The following is a 15,923-nucleotide window of genomic DNA, read 5'->3' as shown; positions in this document are numbered from 1 at the left end:
GCGCCGGTTTCAGGAGACCGATTTCCATGGACAGAACATCCCTGGTCCGCGCCTTGGCGCTGGCCTTCCCCTGTGCATTCACCTTCGCCGTTCCGACGGCGTCTGCACAGGGCGAACCCGACGCACCCATCAAGACCCTGGGCGTGGTCACCGTCAACGGTGGCCAGCCGACCTCGCTGCCCACGCAGATTCCCACCACCATGGAGGGCATCACCCGCGAGCAGGTCGAACGCAGCATCAACGCCACCGACAGCGAGGATGCGCTCAAGTATTTTCCGAGCCTGCTGGTGCGCAAACGCTATATCGGCGACTACAACCACGCCATCCTTTCGAGCCGGGCTTCGGGCACCGGCAACAGCGCGCGGTCGGCGGTCTATGCCGACGGCATATTGCTGTCGAACTTCCTCGGCAACGGCGTCGGCGGGCTGTCGTTCCCGCCGCGCTGGGGCCTGGTCACACCCGAGGAAATCGAGCGGGTCGACGTGATGTACGGGCCGTTCTCGGCCGCCTATCCGGGCAATTCGGTGGGCGCGGTGGTCGACTACGTCACCCGCATGCCGACGAAGTTCGAAGCCCATGCCAAGGTCGGCTACACCACTCAGCCATCCAGCCTTTACGGCAACGAGCGCAGCTTCCGGGCCTGGCAGACCAGCGCATCGCTGGGCGACAGGAACGGTGACTGGGCCTGGTGGCTCAACGTCAACCGAACCGACAGCCAGGGCCAGCCGCTGACTTTCGCCACCCGGCTGAAAAGCGCCGGCAGCGCCAGCGCTGCAGGCACGCCGGTGACCGGTGCAGGCACCGGCGCCAGCCCCACCGGCGCGCCCTGGTATGTGCTGGGTTCGGGCACGCAATACGACACCCGGCAGGACCACCTGAAAGCCAAGCTGGCCTACGACATCACGCCCACCGTCCGCGCCAGCTACGTGTTGGGGCTCTGGCAGAACACATCTGCCGGCAATTCGGTTTCCTCGCTGCGCGACAGCGCCGGCAACGCCGTCTATGGCGGTGCGGTCAACATCGGCGGAACGGCCTATACCGGCTCGCAGGCGCTCGGCGGCGGAGACTTCGCGGTGACCCGCGAAAACCTGATGCATGTCATACACGGGCTGTCGTTGAAGAGCCATACCCAGGGCGTCTTCGACTGGGAAGTGGCTGCCAGCCTGTACGACTACAAGCGCGACGACAAACGCCAGAACGCCGCCGGCAATCCGCAGCCGGCCGCGCTGAACGGCGGCACCGGCACACTGGCCGACGGCAGCGGCACCGGCTGGAACACGCTGGCGCTGAAAGGGACCTGGCGGCCCGACGGCATGGCCGGCACGCACATCGTCGACTTCGGTTTCCAGCAGGAGCAATACCGGCTGCGCTACACCACCTCGAACATCGCCGGAAACTACCTCGCCGACGGCGCCGGTTCGCTGGCCAGCCAGGTGAGGGGTGACACCCGGCTGCAGAGCTTCTGGGCGCAGGACAGCTGGAAACTGGCGCCGCGCTGGAAGGCGGTGCTGGGCGGCCGGGCCGAACACTGGCAGGCCCGCAATGGCAGCACCGCGTTTTCGTCGACCAGCACGCTGGCCTATCCGGAACGCAGCGAGAACCATTTCTCGCCCAAGGCCGCCCTGTCCTGGCAGGCGCTGCCGGACACGGTGCTGAAGGCCTCGGTGGGCCGGGCGGTGCGCATGCCCACGGTGTCCGAGCTTTACGGTGCCACGTCGACCACCAATTCGCTGTATGTCAACGACCCCAACCTGCGGCCGGAACGATCGTGGACGGGCGAGCTGAGCGCCGAGAAAGACCTGGGCAATGCACTGGCGCGGCTGACCTTTTTTGCCGAGGACACCCGCGACGCGCTCTATTCGCAGACGCTCTACGACACCGCCGCCAACCGAAACGTCAGCCGGGTGCAGAACATCGGCAGGGTGGCCACCAAGGGGCTGGAAACGGCGCTCAACGGCAGCGATGTCGGGGTGCGTGGTTTCGACCTCGGCGGCAGCGTGACCTATGCACATTCGGTCATCAAGGAGAACGCCGGTTTCGTGGCCATGCCGGGCGACACCATCGGCAAACAGCAGCCCAACATACCGAGGTGGCGGGCGACGGTGCTGGCCAGCTATCGCATCGACCCGCAGTGGAGCGTCAGCCTGGGTGCGCGTTACAGCGGCAGGCAATACCGCACGCTGGACAACAGCGACGTGAACGGATTCACCTACCAGGGCGTGAGCCGGTTCTTCACCGCCGACCTGCGGGTGCGCTACCAGATTGCCCGCCAGTGGTCGGCAGCCTTCGGTATCGACAACCTCAACAACTACCAGTACTGGAACTTTCATCCCTACCCTCAGCGCAGCTACACGGCCGAGCTGAAATGGGATCTTTGAATCTGGCGATCTTCCTCATCCATCGGAGTTGAAAAACATGTCTTCTTCCATCCTCAGGGCCGCGATGGCCGCATCCGTCTTCGCGGCCACTTCCGCTGCCGCCATCGCCCACGTCGTCCTGCCGCCCGGCGGAGCCACCGCAGGCAGTCGTTATGACGCCGCTTTCCGTGTGGGTCATCCCTGCCAGGGTTCCACTTCCACCAACGCCGTCGCGGTGCAGTTGCCGGAGGGTTTCAGCCTGCAGTCGGCCTTGCCGCGCGAGGGTTGGTCGGCCGCCACGGCGGGTCGCACCGTCACCTGGAAAGCGGAGCGTCCGCAGAACGCCTTGCCGCAAGGCGAACGTGCCGAATTCATCGTGCGCGGCCAGCTGACCGACAAGCCCGGCAGCCTGTTCTTCAAGGTGCTGCAGAGCTGCGACAAGGGTGCGGCCGACTGGGCGCAGCTGCCGGCCAATCCGGACGACAAACCCGCCTTCCCCGCTGCCCGGCTGGAGGTGCTGGCGGCCGGCGTGGCGCCGGTCGATGTGCGGGACGCCTGGGTCCGCACCGCGGTCAAGGGCCAGAGCGGCACCGGTGCCTTCATGAAGATCACCGCGCCTTCGGGTGGCCGCCTGGTGGGTGTTTCGACGCCCGATGCAGGCCTGGCCGAGGTGCATGAAATGAAGATGGACGGCGACGTCATGCGCATGCGTCCGCTGCCGGGCCTGGACCTGCCGGCGCGCCAGGCGGTCGAACTGAAGCCGGGTGGTTATCACCTCATGCTGACCCAGCTGAAGCAGGCATTGCCGGTGGGGGCCACGGTTCCGGTGACACTGCAGTTCGTCGATACCGAGGGGCGCAAGAGCACCGCGCAGCTGCAGTTGCCGGTGCTGGCTTCTGCCCCCGGTGGCGCGTCAGCGGCGACGGAGCATATGCCTGGCATGAAACATTGATTCAGATTCGAAGCGCCGCTGGAGCGATCAGCGCCACGTCGCCATCTGCGCGGGCCACGCAGGGCAGCACGTAGCCCTCGGCTTTTTCCTCGCGGCTGAGTCCTGGCCAGGGAATTTCGTAGAACACCTTGCCGGCCGTCATCCGACACAGGCAGGCCCGGCAGGTGCCGTTGCGGCAGGAGCTCGGCAGTTCGATTCCGGCCTGTTCTGCCGCCTGGAGCAACGTGAGTTCGGCCGGCAGCGGCACCGCCCATTCCTGGGGATTGATGTGCAGGGTGAAGGTGCAGTCGCTTCGGTGCGTTGCGGCGGAAATGTCTTGATCGGCCATCGACCGGCATTTTTGCTGAATCCGGAGCGGGTCGCGCCAGGCGCAGGGGTGCAGAAGTAAAACAGAAGCGAAAACAGCTTCGTCGGGGTGGTGGTCGCTTCGGAAGCCTGGTGGCGCCGTCCGTCCCGTTGCCGACGATCGGGGCCTTCATTTATTTTGCAAGAAACCACCATGCTTCCTGGAGATACCATCATCCGCGGCTTGCCCGGCGCCACCGGCGTCCTCCCCAATCCCCTTGTGGATGACCGCGATCCTCCTTCTCCTTGCAACGAAGACAGTTCGTGTTCACCCAGCCCTCATCCGCTGGAAACCATGCTTCCGGCCAGGCCCGCCGGCGGCCTCGGCCACGGTCTTTTTGCGTATTTTTTCACCTGCGTCGCCCTTGCCTCGGCAACCGACAGCGCGGGCGCCGGCGGCACCGGCAGCCGTCGATTGAGTGCGCAGAGCGATGACGGCAGCGGATCGTCGTCGGAGCCCGGCAGCGCCGGGTCGTTTTCGTCGGACAGCGACGAATCCTCGCCATGGATCCGCCCGGCGTTTCACCGGTCATCCGGGCCCGCCTTGCCGGATGACGAACCTGTCTTTTCCTCCGTTCCCGCATCCCCGTTGACAGCGTCTGCGGCTGCACCGGTCTACGACCCCGAGCCGCTGGTCCTGCCTTCCGCCGCCGAATTCCGGACCGACGCGGCTTCCGATACGGCCAACCGCGAAAAGGCGCGGCAGACCGTGAAGGCGATCCGGGCGAACGACGTCTGCACCGTCGCCAACCAGAAGCGGGCGAGCAATAAATACATCTCCCATGCGTTCACGCTTTATCGGGACCAGCGCCCGCTACAGGACGTCATCAACAGCATGGCCTGCGCGCCAGACGCCTACCGCAGGGTGATCGCCGCAGGCAGCGGTCGTTGCAACGAGAACGCCATCGGCTCGTTCGGCGCCGTCCTGGCCCAGGGCCTGCTGCCACCGGGCGCCACGCTGCGGATGCGGGAGGCGGGAGACATGGACCATGTCTTCGTGCAACTGTCCTTTCCCGGCACCGGCCAGGACATCGTGCTGGACCCGTGGATGTGTCCGCCGTTCGGTGGCCTTGAGAGCGAATACCATGAGGACACCCGTGAGGCAGAGGAAATGATCGTCCTGCGTCGCAGCAACGACGGCAGCATGGCCCATCTGTCCTTCCACCATGCCCATGCGGCCTATCGTTTTCCACCGGTCGATGTGGCGTGGGAGAGATTGACGAAACAGTTCCGGGACGCTCACCAGCAGGGGGTGGCCGAACGCCCGGACAACAGGGTCTGGCAGACCATCCAGCGCGGCGACGAGGCCCCGCCGGGCTGGGGACCCCAGCAAGAGGCCGAATTCGCAAGCCTGCATATCTACGACATGGGGAACACGCCGCGCAGTTCGGACTGACTCCGCACGGTGGTCGTCGGTCTCAGCTCCAGGTTGCGCGCGAGCGCTCCCGCACACCGGTCTCCATCCGCGCCGCAGCCCGCGGGGCCGCCGTGTGCGGCGGTGGCGGCGGCCAGAACACCTGGTCGAAATCGAGCAGGTCGCGTTCGTCGATGAACCGGCTGCGCGCGGCGTACAGATGCCGGTCGCCGCTGCGGGTCTGCTGGGTGACATAGAAACGGTGCGGCACCAGCAGGTGCAGGTGTTCGCGGGCGCGCGTCATGGCCACGTAGAGCAGGCGGCGTTCCTCGTCGATCTCGGCGCTGCTGCCGGTGGCCATGTCCGACGGTATGCAGCCGTCGACCACGTTGAGCAGGGAAACGGAGGTCCATTCCTGGCCCTTGGCCGAATGGATGGTCGACAGGATCAGGTAGTCCTCGTCCAGCAGCGGCACACCCGACTGGTCGCTGGTGGCTTCCGGCGGGTCCAGCGTGAGTTCTGCCAGGAACCGTTCGCGGGAGGCATGTCCGGCCGCCAGCCGCACCAGCTGCTCCAGGTCTGCCTTGCGGGGTTCCGCGTCTTCGTGGATGCGCTGCAGGTGCGGCAGGTACCAGGCCAGCGCCCGTTCGGCATCGCCCGGCCAGGTGGACTGGGCGGCGTCGCGCAGGCTGGCGTAAAGCGAGGCGAACGCGGCCCAGTCGCCGGCAAGCGCCGGGCGGGGCACGAAACCCGCCAGGACGGCCGTCGGGTCGGAACTGGCTTCCATCGCGTCCAGCAGCCTGGTGGCAGTGGCCGCGCCCAGCCCGGGCAGCAGCTGCAGCACCCGGAAACCTGCCAGCCGGCTGCGCGGGTTCTGCGCAAGACGCAGCACCGCCAGCAGGTCCTTCACATGGGCGGCCTCCAGGAACTTGAGCCCGCCGAATTTCACGAACGGAATGTTGCGGCGGGCCAGTTCGAGCTCCAGCGCGGCGCTGTGGCTGGCGGTGCGGAACAGCACGGCCTGCGAGGTGAGTTTCAGCCCGCCCTCGCGCAAGGCAAGCGTGCGGTCGGCCACCCAGCGCGCCTGCTGCAGCTCGTCCGGTACGACCACCAGTTCGGCGCGTCGGGTCGATGCCTTGTCGGTCCAGAGGCGCTTGTCGTGGCGCTCGGTGGAACGGCTGATGACCGCGTTGCTGACCTGCAGGATGGGCTGGGTGGAACGGTAGTTGCGCTCCAGTGCGATGACAGTGGCCGGCGGGTCGAACTGCGCCGGGAAGTCCAGGATGTTGCGTACCGTGGCGCCGCGGAACGAATAGATGGACTGCGCATCGTCACCCACCACCGTCAGCCCGCGCCCGTCGGGCTTGAGGCCCAGCAGCACGGCGGCCTGCAGGCGGTTGGTGTCCTGGTATTCGTCGACCAGCACATGGTCGAACCGTTCGCCCAGCAAGGGCCCGATCTGCGGGTCGGCGGCCATGTCGGCCCAGAACAGCAGCAGGTCGTCGTAATCGACCGTGTTCTGCTGCTGTTTGGCATCGACGTAGGCGCCGAAGAGTTTCTTCAGGTCGTCCTCCCATTCGGCACACCACGGGTAGGCCTCGCGCAGCACCTCGGCCAGCGGTGCGCGCGTGTTGACGCAGCGCGAATAGATGCCCAGGCAGGTGCCCTTCATGGGGAAACGCTTGGCCGTGGCGCTGCCGAAACCCAGCTGGTGCCGCACGATGCCCATCAGGTCTTCGGCATCGCCGCGGTCGTGGATGGTGAAGTTTTCTTCCAGGCCGATGGCCGTGGCATGTTCGCGCAGCAGCCGCGCGCCGATACCGTGGAAGGTGCCGGCCCATGGCAGCGACGGCGCCGGACCACGAACCCCCGCCGTGCCCAGCACCTTCTGCAGCACGGCGCCCACCCGGCGTTCCATTTCGGCGGCGGCGCGGCGCGAAAAAGTGAGCAGCAGGATGCGTTGGGGATCGGCGCCGTTCAGCACCAGACGGGCCACCCGGTGGGCCAGGGTCATGGTCTTGCCGGAGCCGGCCCCGGCCACCACCAGCAGCGGGCCGTTGCCGAACTCTGCAGCCTGACGCTGTTGTTGGTTGAGGGCGTCGAATGCGGCGGACGCTGCGGACGCCAGGGGTTTTGGCAGGGAAGGCATGAGTTTCGATCTCGAATTGCGTACTGTATATTCATCCAGACTTTCGATCCAGGCCACCGCCATCCGCTGTTGTATCGACCATGACCCTGCTTGCCGGTTCCGCCTCCTGGACCGATCCGACGCTGCTGGCCAGCGGCCTTTTCTATCCGCCCGAGGCCCGTACCGCCGAGGCCCGGCTACGTCACTACGCCACGCAGTTCCCGCTGACCGAGGTCGATTCCAGCTTCTACGGCCTGCCCAGCGTGCGCAACGCTCAGCGATGGGCCGAACGCACTCCGGGCGATTTCACTTTCGATGTGAAGGCCTTCCGTGCGTTCACCGGTCATGCCGTTCCGCTGCAGTCATTGCCGGCGGACCTGCGCGGCGAGGTGGCCGCAAACGATCCGCTGCTGTGGCGCGGCCTGCCCACGGACGTCAGGCAGGAACTGTGGTTCCGTTTCCGCACCGCGCTGCACCCGCTGCAGGCGGCCGGCAAGCTGGGCGCGGTGCTTTTCCAGTTCGCGCCCACGGTGAGGCCGGGCCCGGCGGTGCGGGCCCACCTGGAGCATTGCGTCGACATGATGGCCGGCGCCACCGTGGCTTTCGAGTTCCGCCACCGCAGCTGGTTCGACGGTGTCCAGCGGGACGACACCCTGGCCATGCTGCGTGCGCTGCAGGTGGTCAACGTGGTGGTCGACGCGCCGCAGGGCGGTTTCGACAACAGCGTGCCGGCGGTCTGGCAGGCGACGCATCCAAGGCTGGCGCTGGTGCGGCTGCATGGCCGCAACGTAGCAGCCTGGAACAACCGCTCCGGCGCTTCGTCGGGGCGTTTCCAATACCTCTATTCCGATGCCGAACTGGCCGGCATGCTGCCGCCGCTGCGCCAGCTCGAAGCCCAGGTGGGCAAGGTGCACGCCACCTTCAACACCAACCATCGCGACCAGGGCCAGGTCAATGCGCGGCGCCTGCTCGCGCTGTGGGAAGGACCGCAAGGGCCGGGCTGAGCCGCCACAGTATCAGGCGAAACCCTGTCGTCTTCTAGGAGGGCAGGACGCCGGCCTCGCAGTCCGAGACTTCAAGGTCTTGCAACAAGGAGACCGTCGATGCAAAACAAGTCATGGCCCATTGCCAGCCTTTCCCTGCTTCTGGCCGCATGCGGCGGCGGCAACACGCAGGTCGCCGTCGGGCCCACCGCCTCGGTCGCGGCCGCCTTCACCGGGGACTGCGCATCGCTGGCTTCGCTGCCGGTCACCGCCGGCTCCATCACCTCGTCCACCACGGTGGCAGCCGGAACGGTGGTCAGCGGCAATACGCTGCCGGCGCATTGCCTGCTGACCGGTCGCATCAATCCGCGCACCGGCGTCGATGGCAAGCCCTATTACATCGGTTTCGAACTGCGGCTGCCCAAGGCCTGGAACGGCCGGTTCCTGTTCCAGGGCGGCGGCGGCAACGACGGCGCCATCACCGCCGCGCTGGGTTCGCTGGCGGGAGGCGGATCCGTCGCCGGCCTGCAGACCGGCGGCCTGGCGCAGGGTTATGCGGTGGTGTCGACCGATGGTGGCCATCAAGGCACCGACGCCACCTTCGGCCTGGACCCGCAGGCCCGCACCGACCATGCCTACAACGCCTACGACAAGGTGACCGTCACAGCGAAGGACCTGATCAACAGGACCTACGGCAAGGGGCCGGACCATTCGTATTTCGTCGGTTGTTCGGGCGGGGGGCGACAGGCCATGCTTTTCCCGCAGCGATTCGCCTCGTACTTCGACGGCATCGCCGCCAACGCACCGGCCATCAAGGTGGCGCGGGAGGCCAGCGTGGCGGCGGTGTGGGCGTTGAACACCTACCGCAGCATCGCACCGACCGATGGCGGCGGTGCGCCCATCGTCAGCCAGGCCTTGTCCAGCACCGACATGACCCTGGTGTCGAACGCGGTGCTGGCCCGCTGCGATGCCCTCGACGGCGTGGTCGACGGCATGGTCCATGCCAATCCGGCGGCCTGCAGTTTCGATCCGGCGGTGCTTCAATGCACGGGTTCCAAGAACGACAGCTGCCTGTCGGCCGCGCAGGTGACGGCGCTCAAACGCGACTTCGGCGGACCGAAGAATGCGGCCGGCCAGATGCTCTATGCCAGTTGGCCGTGGGACAGTGGCGTGGGGGCGGCCGGATGGCGGCAATGGCGCCTTGGCACCTCGGCCACTTCCACCGGCAATGCGCGCGACGAGACACTGATCGCGGCCGACGCCATGCGGTATGAATTCTTCACTCCGGCGGCGCCCACGTTCGACTACTTCAACTTCAACTTCGACACCGATCCGGCCCGCATGGATGCCTATGCGGCGGTCTACAACACCACCTCCACCGACGTGACGGCCTACAGGAACCGGGGCGGCAAGATGCTCATCGTGCATGGCGTCAGCGACCCGATCTTCTCGGCCAACGACTCGATCGACTATTACGAGAAACTGGCCGCGGCCAATGGCGGCATCACCGCCACCAGGGACTTCGCGCGGCTTTACCTGGTGCCGGGCATGAACCACTGCTCCAATTCGGGCGGCCCGTCCACAGACCTCTACGACTCGCTGGCGCCACTGGTCGACTGGGTGGAGAAAGGCGTGGCGCCGGACACCATCGTCGCCAAGGCAGGCCCCGCCACCGCCTGGCCGGGCCGCACCCGGCCGCTGTGCCCCTATCCGCAGCAGGCGCACTACAAGGGATCGGGAAGCATCGAGGACGCGGCCAGTTTCAGCTGCCAGTAAAAGACCGTCCCGAACGGCTTCAACGCAGCTGCATCAGCAGCACCCAGGGCTGGTCGTTGAAGCTGCCTTCGGGCGATGCCGCGTTGTCGCGGTAACGTGGCGACAGCACACCCGAGGGCTGCAGTTCGAGCCGGCGCAGGGTGACCGACTGCAGCACGTTGCCGCCGATGGTCCGGGCCTGCCGGGCTGTCGCGTCGGCTGCGACCACCACATCGCAGTGCATCGGCAACGAACCGCCGGCTCGCAGGGTCTCGCCGAGGCCTCCGAAGGTGTCTATCGTCGCGGCGCGGCCGCGGGTGTTGCACAGCAGATCGCCCGGACGCAGCGGCGTGACGGCGGCATCGCAGGCGCGCCAGGCACCGAGGCCCGCGAAGGCTTTGCGGGCGTAGTCGGCATGGGCGTCCGAGAACAAGAAGTCGCCTTCTTCGAAACCCGCACTGCGCACCAGGTAACTGACGAACACCGCGGACCACGGCACGTCGATCAGCGATGTCCGCACCAGCGATGTCTGGATGGCATCGGTCTCGCGTGCACTCAGGCCGAGCTGGGTTTCGCCGCCGCCGAAGCTGTCCAGCCGTGCGGCGCTGGCGCCCTGCACCGCCTGCCGCAGCAGGTCGGCGCGCTGGCCGCGGCCGTGGCTGTCGCGTATGCGCAGCGCCTCGCCGCCGGGTTTATAGGCCTGCCAGAAACGCTGCACCTTGCGCCACGCGGGTTCGGGGTCGCCGGCATTGCGGTCGAACTCGGCTTCGCCATGTCCGGCGCGGACCAGCCGCCCTTCGGTGTCGATTTCCTGCCGCCCGAATTGCCGGTGCTGTTCGATGGCCTGTGCCACCAGGGCAGCCGCGCGAGGATCGGCCGAGGGCCGGGTGGCGGTGGCGGCGCACAGGGCCGCGCCGTCGTCGGCGTGCACGGCGGTTGCCAGGCCGACCAGCAGGCCGCAGACGCAGGCGCGCAGCCCGTCAGAAAGCAACGTAGGGCCCGGTGCCGAGCGGCGTGGCCTGTCCCTGGATGGCGGTGAAGACATTGCGCCCGTAGAAGAAGGGCAGGCCCCACAGGAAGACGCTGTTCGAGCCGATGGTCGAACCCACGTTCGGAATCACCGTGTTGGTGTTGTTGAACATGCTGGTGGCATTCGCAATGCTGAAGGACACGGTGCTGCTGGCACCGTTGGTGCCCGCCACCGCCGCGGACAGCGTGAGTGTGCTGGCCGGGCAATAGAAGAGGCTGGTGCTGGTTCCGCTGGCGGTGCTGCCGGACGTGGCGCAGGTGGCGATCGCCGCATCGTTGAAGAAATAGAAGTTCGACCCGCTGTCGAAGGCCGACTGGTTGTAGACCCGGCCGTTGTAAGTGGTCGTCAGGTAACCGGTGCTGCCGTTGACGCCATAGGCGGTGGCCGCGCCGACCGCGTTGTTGGCGCGGGTGCCGATGCCCATCACCAGGTAACCGGACGTGGTCGCCTGGCCGGCGCTCGCAACCGCCGCAAACTGGATCATCGAGCCGTTGTTATCGCTGGGCAGGCGCGCGATGGGGTTGGTCAGTTGCTGGGCCAGCGGCACGGCGGTCGGGGTGCAGGTTCCGGTGCTGCCGCCGCTGCAGGTGTAGTAAGCCGCGCTGATGGCGGTGCTGGCGCAGGCGCTGCCGCAGTCCTGCACGAATCCGCTGATGCCCAGGATGCCCTTGGCACCCAGCAGCGCGACCGAGTTCTGCGACGTGCCTGTGCGGCTGCAGGCGGCCGGTACGGCGGGGTAGGCGGGATCGGCCATCACCTGGATCGGCAGGGTCGAGCTGCCGAGCCCGCCCAGCACCACGTCGGCGCTGCGCACCGATCCCCAGGTGTAACTGTTGATGAAGGTGGCGCACTGGGCGTACGGCACCGCAGCGCTGTTGGTGACCGGCGGGAAGGCCGCCGTGCTGCTCAGTGCCGACGCGAACACCCGCAGCCCGGTGGAACCGGTGTCGACCAGCACATGGTCGATGGTCTGGCAGTTGCTGGTCGACCCCGGCGGACAGATGGTGACGGTGGCATACGGCACGTTGGCGATGCGACCGGCGTCCGCGGGGCCGCTGTCCACCACCAGCGTCATCACGTTGGTGCCGGTCGGGGCGGTTGTGGCGGGCGACGAGACCGCCGGCGTGGTCGACGTCGCGGCAGGGGTGTCCGATCCGCCGCCGCCGCCGCAGGCGGCGAGCAGGAGACTGGCCGAGAGCATCAGGGCCAGTGCCCGCAGGCGTTGGCCCACGGGAGCGAAGGAAACGGACGAGACCGGGGAAGGGGTGTCAGCGGATCGCATCGGCATCGACTCCGGTGGGCAGTTGGTCGGACAGCCAGGCGCGGCCGGTGAAGGCGCGCATGTGGCCGCTGGATTCGATCACCAGGTTGCTGGCACCGGCCGGCCTGAGTGACATCGGGCCGCGCCGGCCTTCGCGGTTGCGTTCGCGGGCGCCTTCGTCGACCGCCGCGAACTGCCGGGCGCCCAGCAACTGGCCCAGGTCGGGTTTGAAGGGGCCTTCCCAGCCGACGGCGAACACCTTGCCGACCCCTGAGAGATATTCGCGCACCACCGTCCCGGACGGCAGGGTGTAGCTCTGAACCGTGTACCCGGCCGCATTGACCACCGGGTTGGCTGTGCCGGCCATCGCCGTCCGGTCTGCCTCGATGGAGGCCTGGTCGCTGCCCAGCGTGGCGAAAGCGGACATGGGCGCGGCAAGGGCGAAAGCGGCCAGCATGCCGGCCAGTCGCGGGCGGAGGATTGGTTCCATGGTGAGCAGGGTCCTGTGGCTGAGATGGCCTGGAAGATGCCAGTCAAAATGATTCTGGCATGGACCGTTGACGGAAAACTCCGGATTTACCGGTAGGCGGCGGGGCTTTCCTCAGCGCCAGAAATCCCGGTGCGGCGCTGCCATTTCATCGGCCAGCGCCGCCACCGGGCCGATCACCTCGACCGTGCGCTGTCCGCTCTCGAACACCTGGCGGCAGGGCAGGGCCAGCGTGGGGTTTTCGGGGTGGTTGCCGGTCAGGGCCAGCAGGGTGCTTTCCTCGGCGCCGTAAACCACCCGACCGATGCCCGCCCAGTAGACGGTGCCTGCGCACATGGCGCAGGGCTCGAAGGTGGTGACCAGCGTGCAGTCCGCCAGATAGGCCGCCGGCCAGTTCGACGCGGCGGTGCGGGACAGCGTCGACTCGGCATGGTTGACCGTGTCGATGTTGCCCTGCTCGGCCAACACGGTTTCGCCGTCGGGTGCCACCAGCAACGCACCGAAGGGATGGCGGCCCAACGACATGGCGCGCAGCGCGACGCCGTTGGCCCGGCGCAGGGCGGCCTCGATCTGGTCGGGAGTCATCAGCTGTTGTTCGAACCGCGGTGCGCCCAGCCGGTCGTGCGTTTTTCGATCAGGCTGAACAGCTCGTACATCGCCATCGCCATTGCGCCGACCACCAGCAGGCCGGCGAATGCCAGGCCCATCTGCATCGACGAACCGGCCGAGATCAGCAGGTAGCCGATGCCCTCGTTGGCGGCGGTCATCTCGGACACCGTGGTGCCGACGAAGGCCAGCGTGATGGCGACCTTCAGCGAGCCGTAGAAATAGGGCATCGAGCGCGGCAGGCCGACCTTCATCAGCACGTCCCAGCGTTTGGCACCCAGCACGCGCAGCACGTCTTCGAGTTCGGGTTCGAGCGTGGCCAGGCCGGTGGCGATGTTCACCATGATCGGGAAGAAGCTGATCAGGAAAGCGGTGAGGATGGCCGGGCCGACGCCGATGCCGAACCACACCACCAGGATGGGCACGAAGGCCGCCTTGGGCAGGGCGTTGAAGGCGGTCATCAGCGGGTACACCGCCGCATAGGCCAGGCGCGAACTTCCGATGACGAAACCCAGCAGCACGCCCACCACGATGGCGATGCCGAAACCCACCATCGTCACCCAGAAGGTGCGCCAGGCATGGCCGGCGATGATCATCTTGAATTCCATGAACTGCGACGCGATGCGCGCCGGGCTCGGGAAGATGAATTCCGACACGTTGAAGGCGCTGCAGATGATCTGCCACAGCGCCAGCACCACCACCAGCAGCAGCCAGGGCGACCAGCGTTCCATCTGTTTGTTGTTGAGTCTCATGGTCGGAAAGGCTTATTGCGGGACGGCGGTGCCGACGGGCGTGCGGATGGCGCCGATGTGGCTGCGCAGCTCCAGCACGATGTCGGTGAATTCCTTGGTGTAGGTCAGTTCCAGGGGGCGCGGACGCGGGAAGTCGATCTCGCGCTTGGCCACGAAACGCCCCGGGCTCTTGCTCATCACGTAGACCGAGTCGGCCAGGAACACACTCTCGCGCAGGTCGTGGGTGACCAGAATGACGTTGAAACCCTGCTCGGCATGCAGGTCGCGCAGGATGCACCACAGCTCTTCGCGGGTGAAGGCGTCGAGCGCGCCGAAGGGCTCGTCGAGCAGCAGCATCTTGGGTTCGTGGATGAGTGCGCGGCAGATGCTGGCGCGCTGCTGCATGCCGCCGGATAGCTGCCACGGAAACTTGTCCTCGTAGCCGCCCAGGCCGACCTTCTGCAGCAGCTTGCGGGCGCGTTCCTCGTATTCCTTCTTCTTCTGCTTGAAGCTGGAGCGGTAGGGCTCCACGATCTCCAGCGGCAGCATCACGTTTTCCATGGTGGTGCGCCACGGCAGCAGCGACGAAGCCTGGAAAGCCATGCCCGAGATCTTCAGCGGCCCGGTCACCGGCTGGCCGTCGATCAGGATCCTGCCCATCGACGGCATCTTGAGCCCGGTGGTGAGCTTCATGAAGGTCGACTTGCCGCAGCCGGACGGCCCGACGATGGCGATGAACTCGCCGCGTTTCACCTGCAGGTCGATGCTCTCGACCGCGAAGTGGTTGGCGCGCAGCAACTCCTCGTTGTAGGCGAGCCAGACGTCGCGGAAATCCACGAAAGGGGCTTCGGATGCGGCGAGGTTGTCCATACGGCGTGCGTCCAGTGCGGGGCTTACTTCTTGAGGATGTTCAGTTCTGCCCTGGTCGGCAGGTATGCAGAGGTCCAAACCGTGTCGGCATTCACGCGGGTCTTGGTGGCAAAGGCGTCCGACACCTGCGAAGCCATCAGCGACAGGCGGCCCGGTTCGGCCTGGCCGAAGCCTTCGGCGCGTGCGTCGGCGCTGTTCACCACGGTGTCGATGGCCAGCTTCAGGCGGCGGGTTTCCAGTTCGCTGTTGACGATGCCGTCACGTGCCTTGACGGTTTCGACCGCAGCGGCCGGGTTGGCCAGAACGTCCTTCATGCCCAGCGTGAAAGCCTTCAGGAATGCCTTCACGGCTTCCGGCTTTTCCTTCAGGAACTTGGGGTTCACGATGATCGCGTTGCCGTACAGCTTCACGCCGTAGTCGGGGTACTGCAGCACCACCACGTCGGACGCCTTGACGCCACGCGCTTCCAGGTTCAGCAGCGAGGTGAAGGTGAAACCGGTGATGGCGTCGATGTCGCCGCGCACCAGCATGGTTTCGCGCAGCGGCGGGTCCATGGCGGTCCACTGCACCGGGCCGATCTTGTTGGCCGCGGCAAAGATCGGATAGGCGCGGCGGCCGGCGTCGAACACGGGAGCGCCAAGCTTCTTGCCGGCCAGGTCTGCAGGTTTGGCGATGCCCGACTTCTTCAGCGCCATCACCGATGCGGGCGTGTTGTTGTAGACCATCATCACGGCGACCGGCTTGTTGGGCGCGTCGGGGTTGTTGGCATGGAACTCCATCAGCGACGCCATGTCGGCGAAACCGATGTCGTAGCTGCCCGAGGCCACGCGGGTCACGGTGCCGCCCGAGCCGTTGCCGGCATCCACCGTCACGTCCAGGCCGGCATTCTTGAAGTAACCCTTGGCGACCGGCACCAGGAACAGCGCTGCCGGGCCTTCGAAGCGCCAGTCCAGCTGGAACTTGACGGGTGTGACCGCCTGCGCAAAGGAAGGCGTGGCCAGGGTCGCGGCCAGGACGGCGGCGGCGGTGGAGGCGAGGAAACTGCGTTTGTGCATGGCGTCGGG

At 66.9% G+C, this 15,923-nt stretch carries 14 protein-coding genes; 5 read left to right on the top strand and 9 right to left on the bottom strand.

Annotation, left to right across the window (positions count from 1 at the left end; genetic code table 11):
* Positions 1-26 precede the first annotated feature (26 nt).
* On the top strand, positions 27-2,378 hold the full coding sequence (locus AC3ANW_RS17530; RefSeq protein WP_488342125.1) for a TonB-dependent receptor: 2,352 nt from the start codon (positions 27-29) through the stop codon (positions 2,376-2,378).
* A gap of 37 nt (positions 2,379-2,415) precedes the next feature.
* On the top strand, positions 2,416-3,309 hold the full coding sequence (locus AC3ANW_RS17525; protein WP_488342124.1) for a copper chaperone PCu(A)C domain-containing protein: 894 nt from the start codon (positions 2,416-2,418) through the stop codon (positions 3,307-3,309).
* Position 3,310: 1 nt separating this feature from the next.
* Here AC3ANW_RS17525 and AC3ANW_RS17520 read toward each other — a convergent pair whose 3' ends face one another.
* Positions 3,311-3,637, bottom strand: a complete 327-nt coding sequence (locus AC3ANW_RS17520; protein ID WP_488342123.1) for a 2Fe-2S iron-sulfur cluster-binding protein — start codon at positions 3,635-3,637, stop codon at positions 3,311-3,313.
* An 87-nt stretch (positions 3,638-3,724) separates the two neighbouring features.
* Here AC3ANW_RS17520 and AC3ANW_RS17515 point away from each other — a divergent pair, with 87 nt between their 5' ends.
* Positions 3,725-5,050 carry a hypothetical protein gene (locus AC3ANW_RS17515; RefSeq protein WP_488342122.1) on the top strand — a complete coding sequence of 442 codons (1,326 nt, stop codon included), beginning with the start codon at positions 3,725-3,727 and terminating at the stop codon, positions 5,048-5,050.
* A 22-nt stretch (positions 5,051-5,072) separates the two neighbouring features.
* On the opposite strand, the gene AC3ANW_RS17510 is transcribed toward AC3ANW_RS17515, so the two are convergent.
* The gene (locus AC3ANW_RS17510) at positions 5,073-7,157 is read right to left on the bottom strand and encodes an ATP-dependent helicase (RefSeq protein ID WP_488342121.1); all 2,085 of its coding nucleotides are present in this window, start codon (positions 7,155-7,157) and stop codon (positions 5,073-5,075) included.
* An 80-nt stretch (positions 7,158-7,237) separates the two neighbouring features.
* Here AC3ANW_RS17510 and AC3ANW_RS17505 point away from each other — a divergent pair, with 80 nt between their 5' ends.
* Together AC3ANW_RS17505 and AC3ANW_RS17500 are read left to right on the top strand one after the other, a co-directional pair.
* The gene (locus AC3ANW_RS17505; RefSeq protein WP_488342120.1) at positions 7,238-8,140 is read left to right on the top strand and encodes a DUF72 domain-containing protein; all 903 of its coding nucleotides are present in this window, start codon (positions 7,238-7,240) and stop codon (positions 8,138-8,140) included.
* 99 nt (positions 8,141-8,239) lie between these two features.
* Positions 8,240-9,895: a tannase/feruloyl esterase family alpha/beta hydrolase gene (locus AC3ANW_RS17500; protein ID WP_488342119.1), complete on the top strand. Its 1,656-nt coding sequence runs from the start codon at positions 8,240-8,242 to the stop codon at positions 9,893-9,895.
* A 19-nt stretch (positions 9,896-9,914) separates the two neighbouring features.
* Here AC3ANW_RS17500 and AC3ANW_RS17495 read toward each other — a convergent pair whose 3' ends face one another.
* From AC3ANW_RS17495 to AC3ANW_RS17465, 7 genes are all read right to left on the bottom strand, one after another.
* Complete coding sequence (locus tag AC3ANW_RS17495) at positions 9,915-10,865, bottom strand: DUF2272 domain-containing protein (protein WP_488342118.1); 951 nt, start codon at positions 10,863-10,865, stop codon at positions 9,915-9,917.
* Positions 10,855-12,135, bottom strand: coding sequence for a DUF3443 domain-containing protein (locus tag AC3ANW_RS17490; RefSeq protein WP_488342117.1), 1,281 nt, complete (start codon positions 12,133-12,135; stop codon positions 10,855-10,857). The genes AC3ANW_RS17495 and AC3ANW_RS17490 overlap by 11 nt, the downstream gene beginning before the upstream one ends.
* Positions 12,136-12,172: 37 nt before the next feature.
* Entirely contained in the window at positions 12,173-12,655 is a 483-nt protein-coding gene (locus tag AC3ANW_RS17485) for a DUF2844 domain-containing protein (RefSeq protein WP_488342116.1), read from the bottom strand.
* A gap of 111 nt (positions 12,656-12,766) precedes the next feature.
* Complete coding sequence (locus AC3ANW_RS17480; protein ID WP_488342115.1) at positions 12,767-13,237, bottom strand: nucleoside deaminase; 471 nt, start codon at positions 13,235-13,237, stop codon at positions 12,767-12,769.
* Positions 13,237-14,010: an ABC transporter permease gene (locus AC3ANW_RS17475; protein WP_488342114.1), complete on the bottom strand. Its 774-nt coding sequence runs from the start codon at positions 14,008-14,010 to the stop codon at positions 13,237-13,239. The genes AC3ANW_RS17480 and AC3ANW_RS17475 overlap by 1 nt, the downstream gene beginning before the upstream one ends.
* Before the next feature lie 12 nt (positions 14,011-14,022).
* On the bottom strand, positions 14,023-14,859 hold the full coding sequence (locus tag AC3ANW_RS17470) for an ABC transporter ATP-binding protein (RefSeq protein ID WP_488342113.1): 837 nt from the start codon (positions 14,857-14,859) through the stop codon (positions 14,023-14,025).
* 23 nt (positions 14,860-14,882) lie between these two features.
* The gene (locus tag AC3ANW_RS17465; RefSeq protein WP_488342112.1) at positions 14,883-15,914 is read right to left on the bottom strand and encodes an ABC transporter substrate-binding protein; all 1,032 of its coding nucleotides are present in this window, start codon (positions 15,912-15,914) and stop codon (positions 14,883-14,885) included.
* Positions 15,915-15,923 lie beyond the last annotated feature (9 nt).

This window comes from Xylophilus sp. PBN-3R, assembly GCF_057747805.1.
Note: the sequence above shows the minus strand (reverse complement) of the source record. Positions and strands in the feature narration are given on the sequence as shown.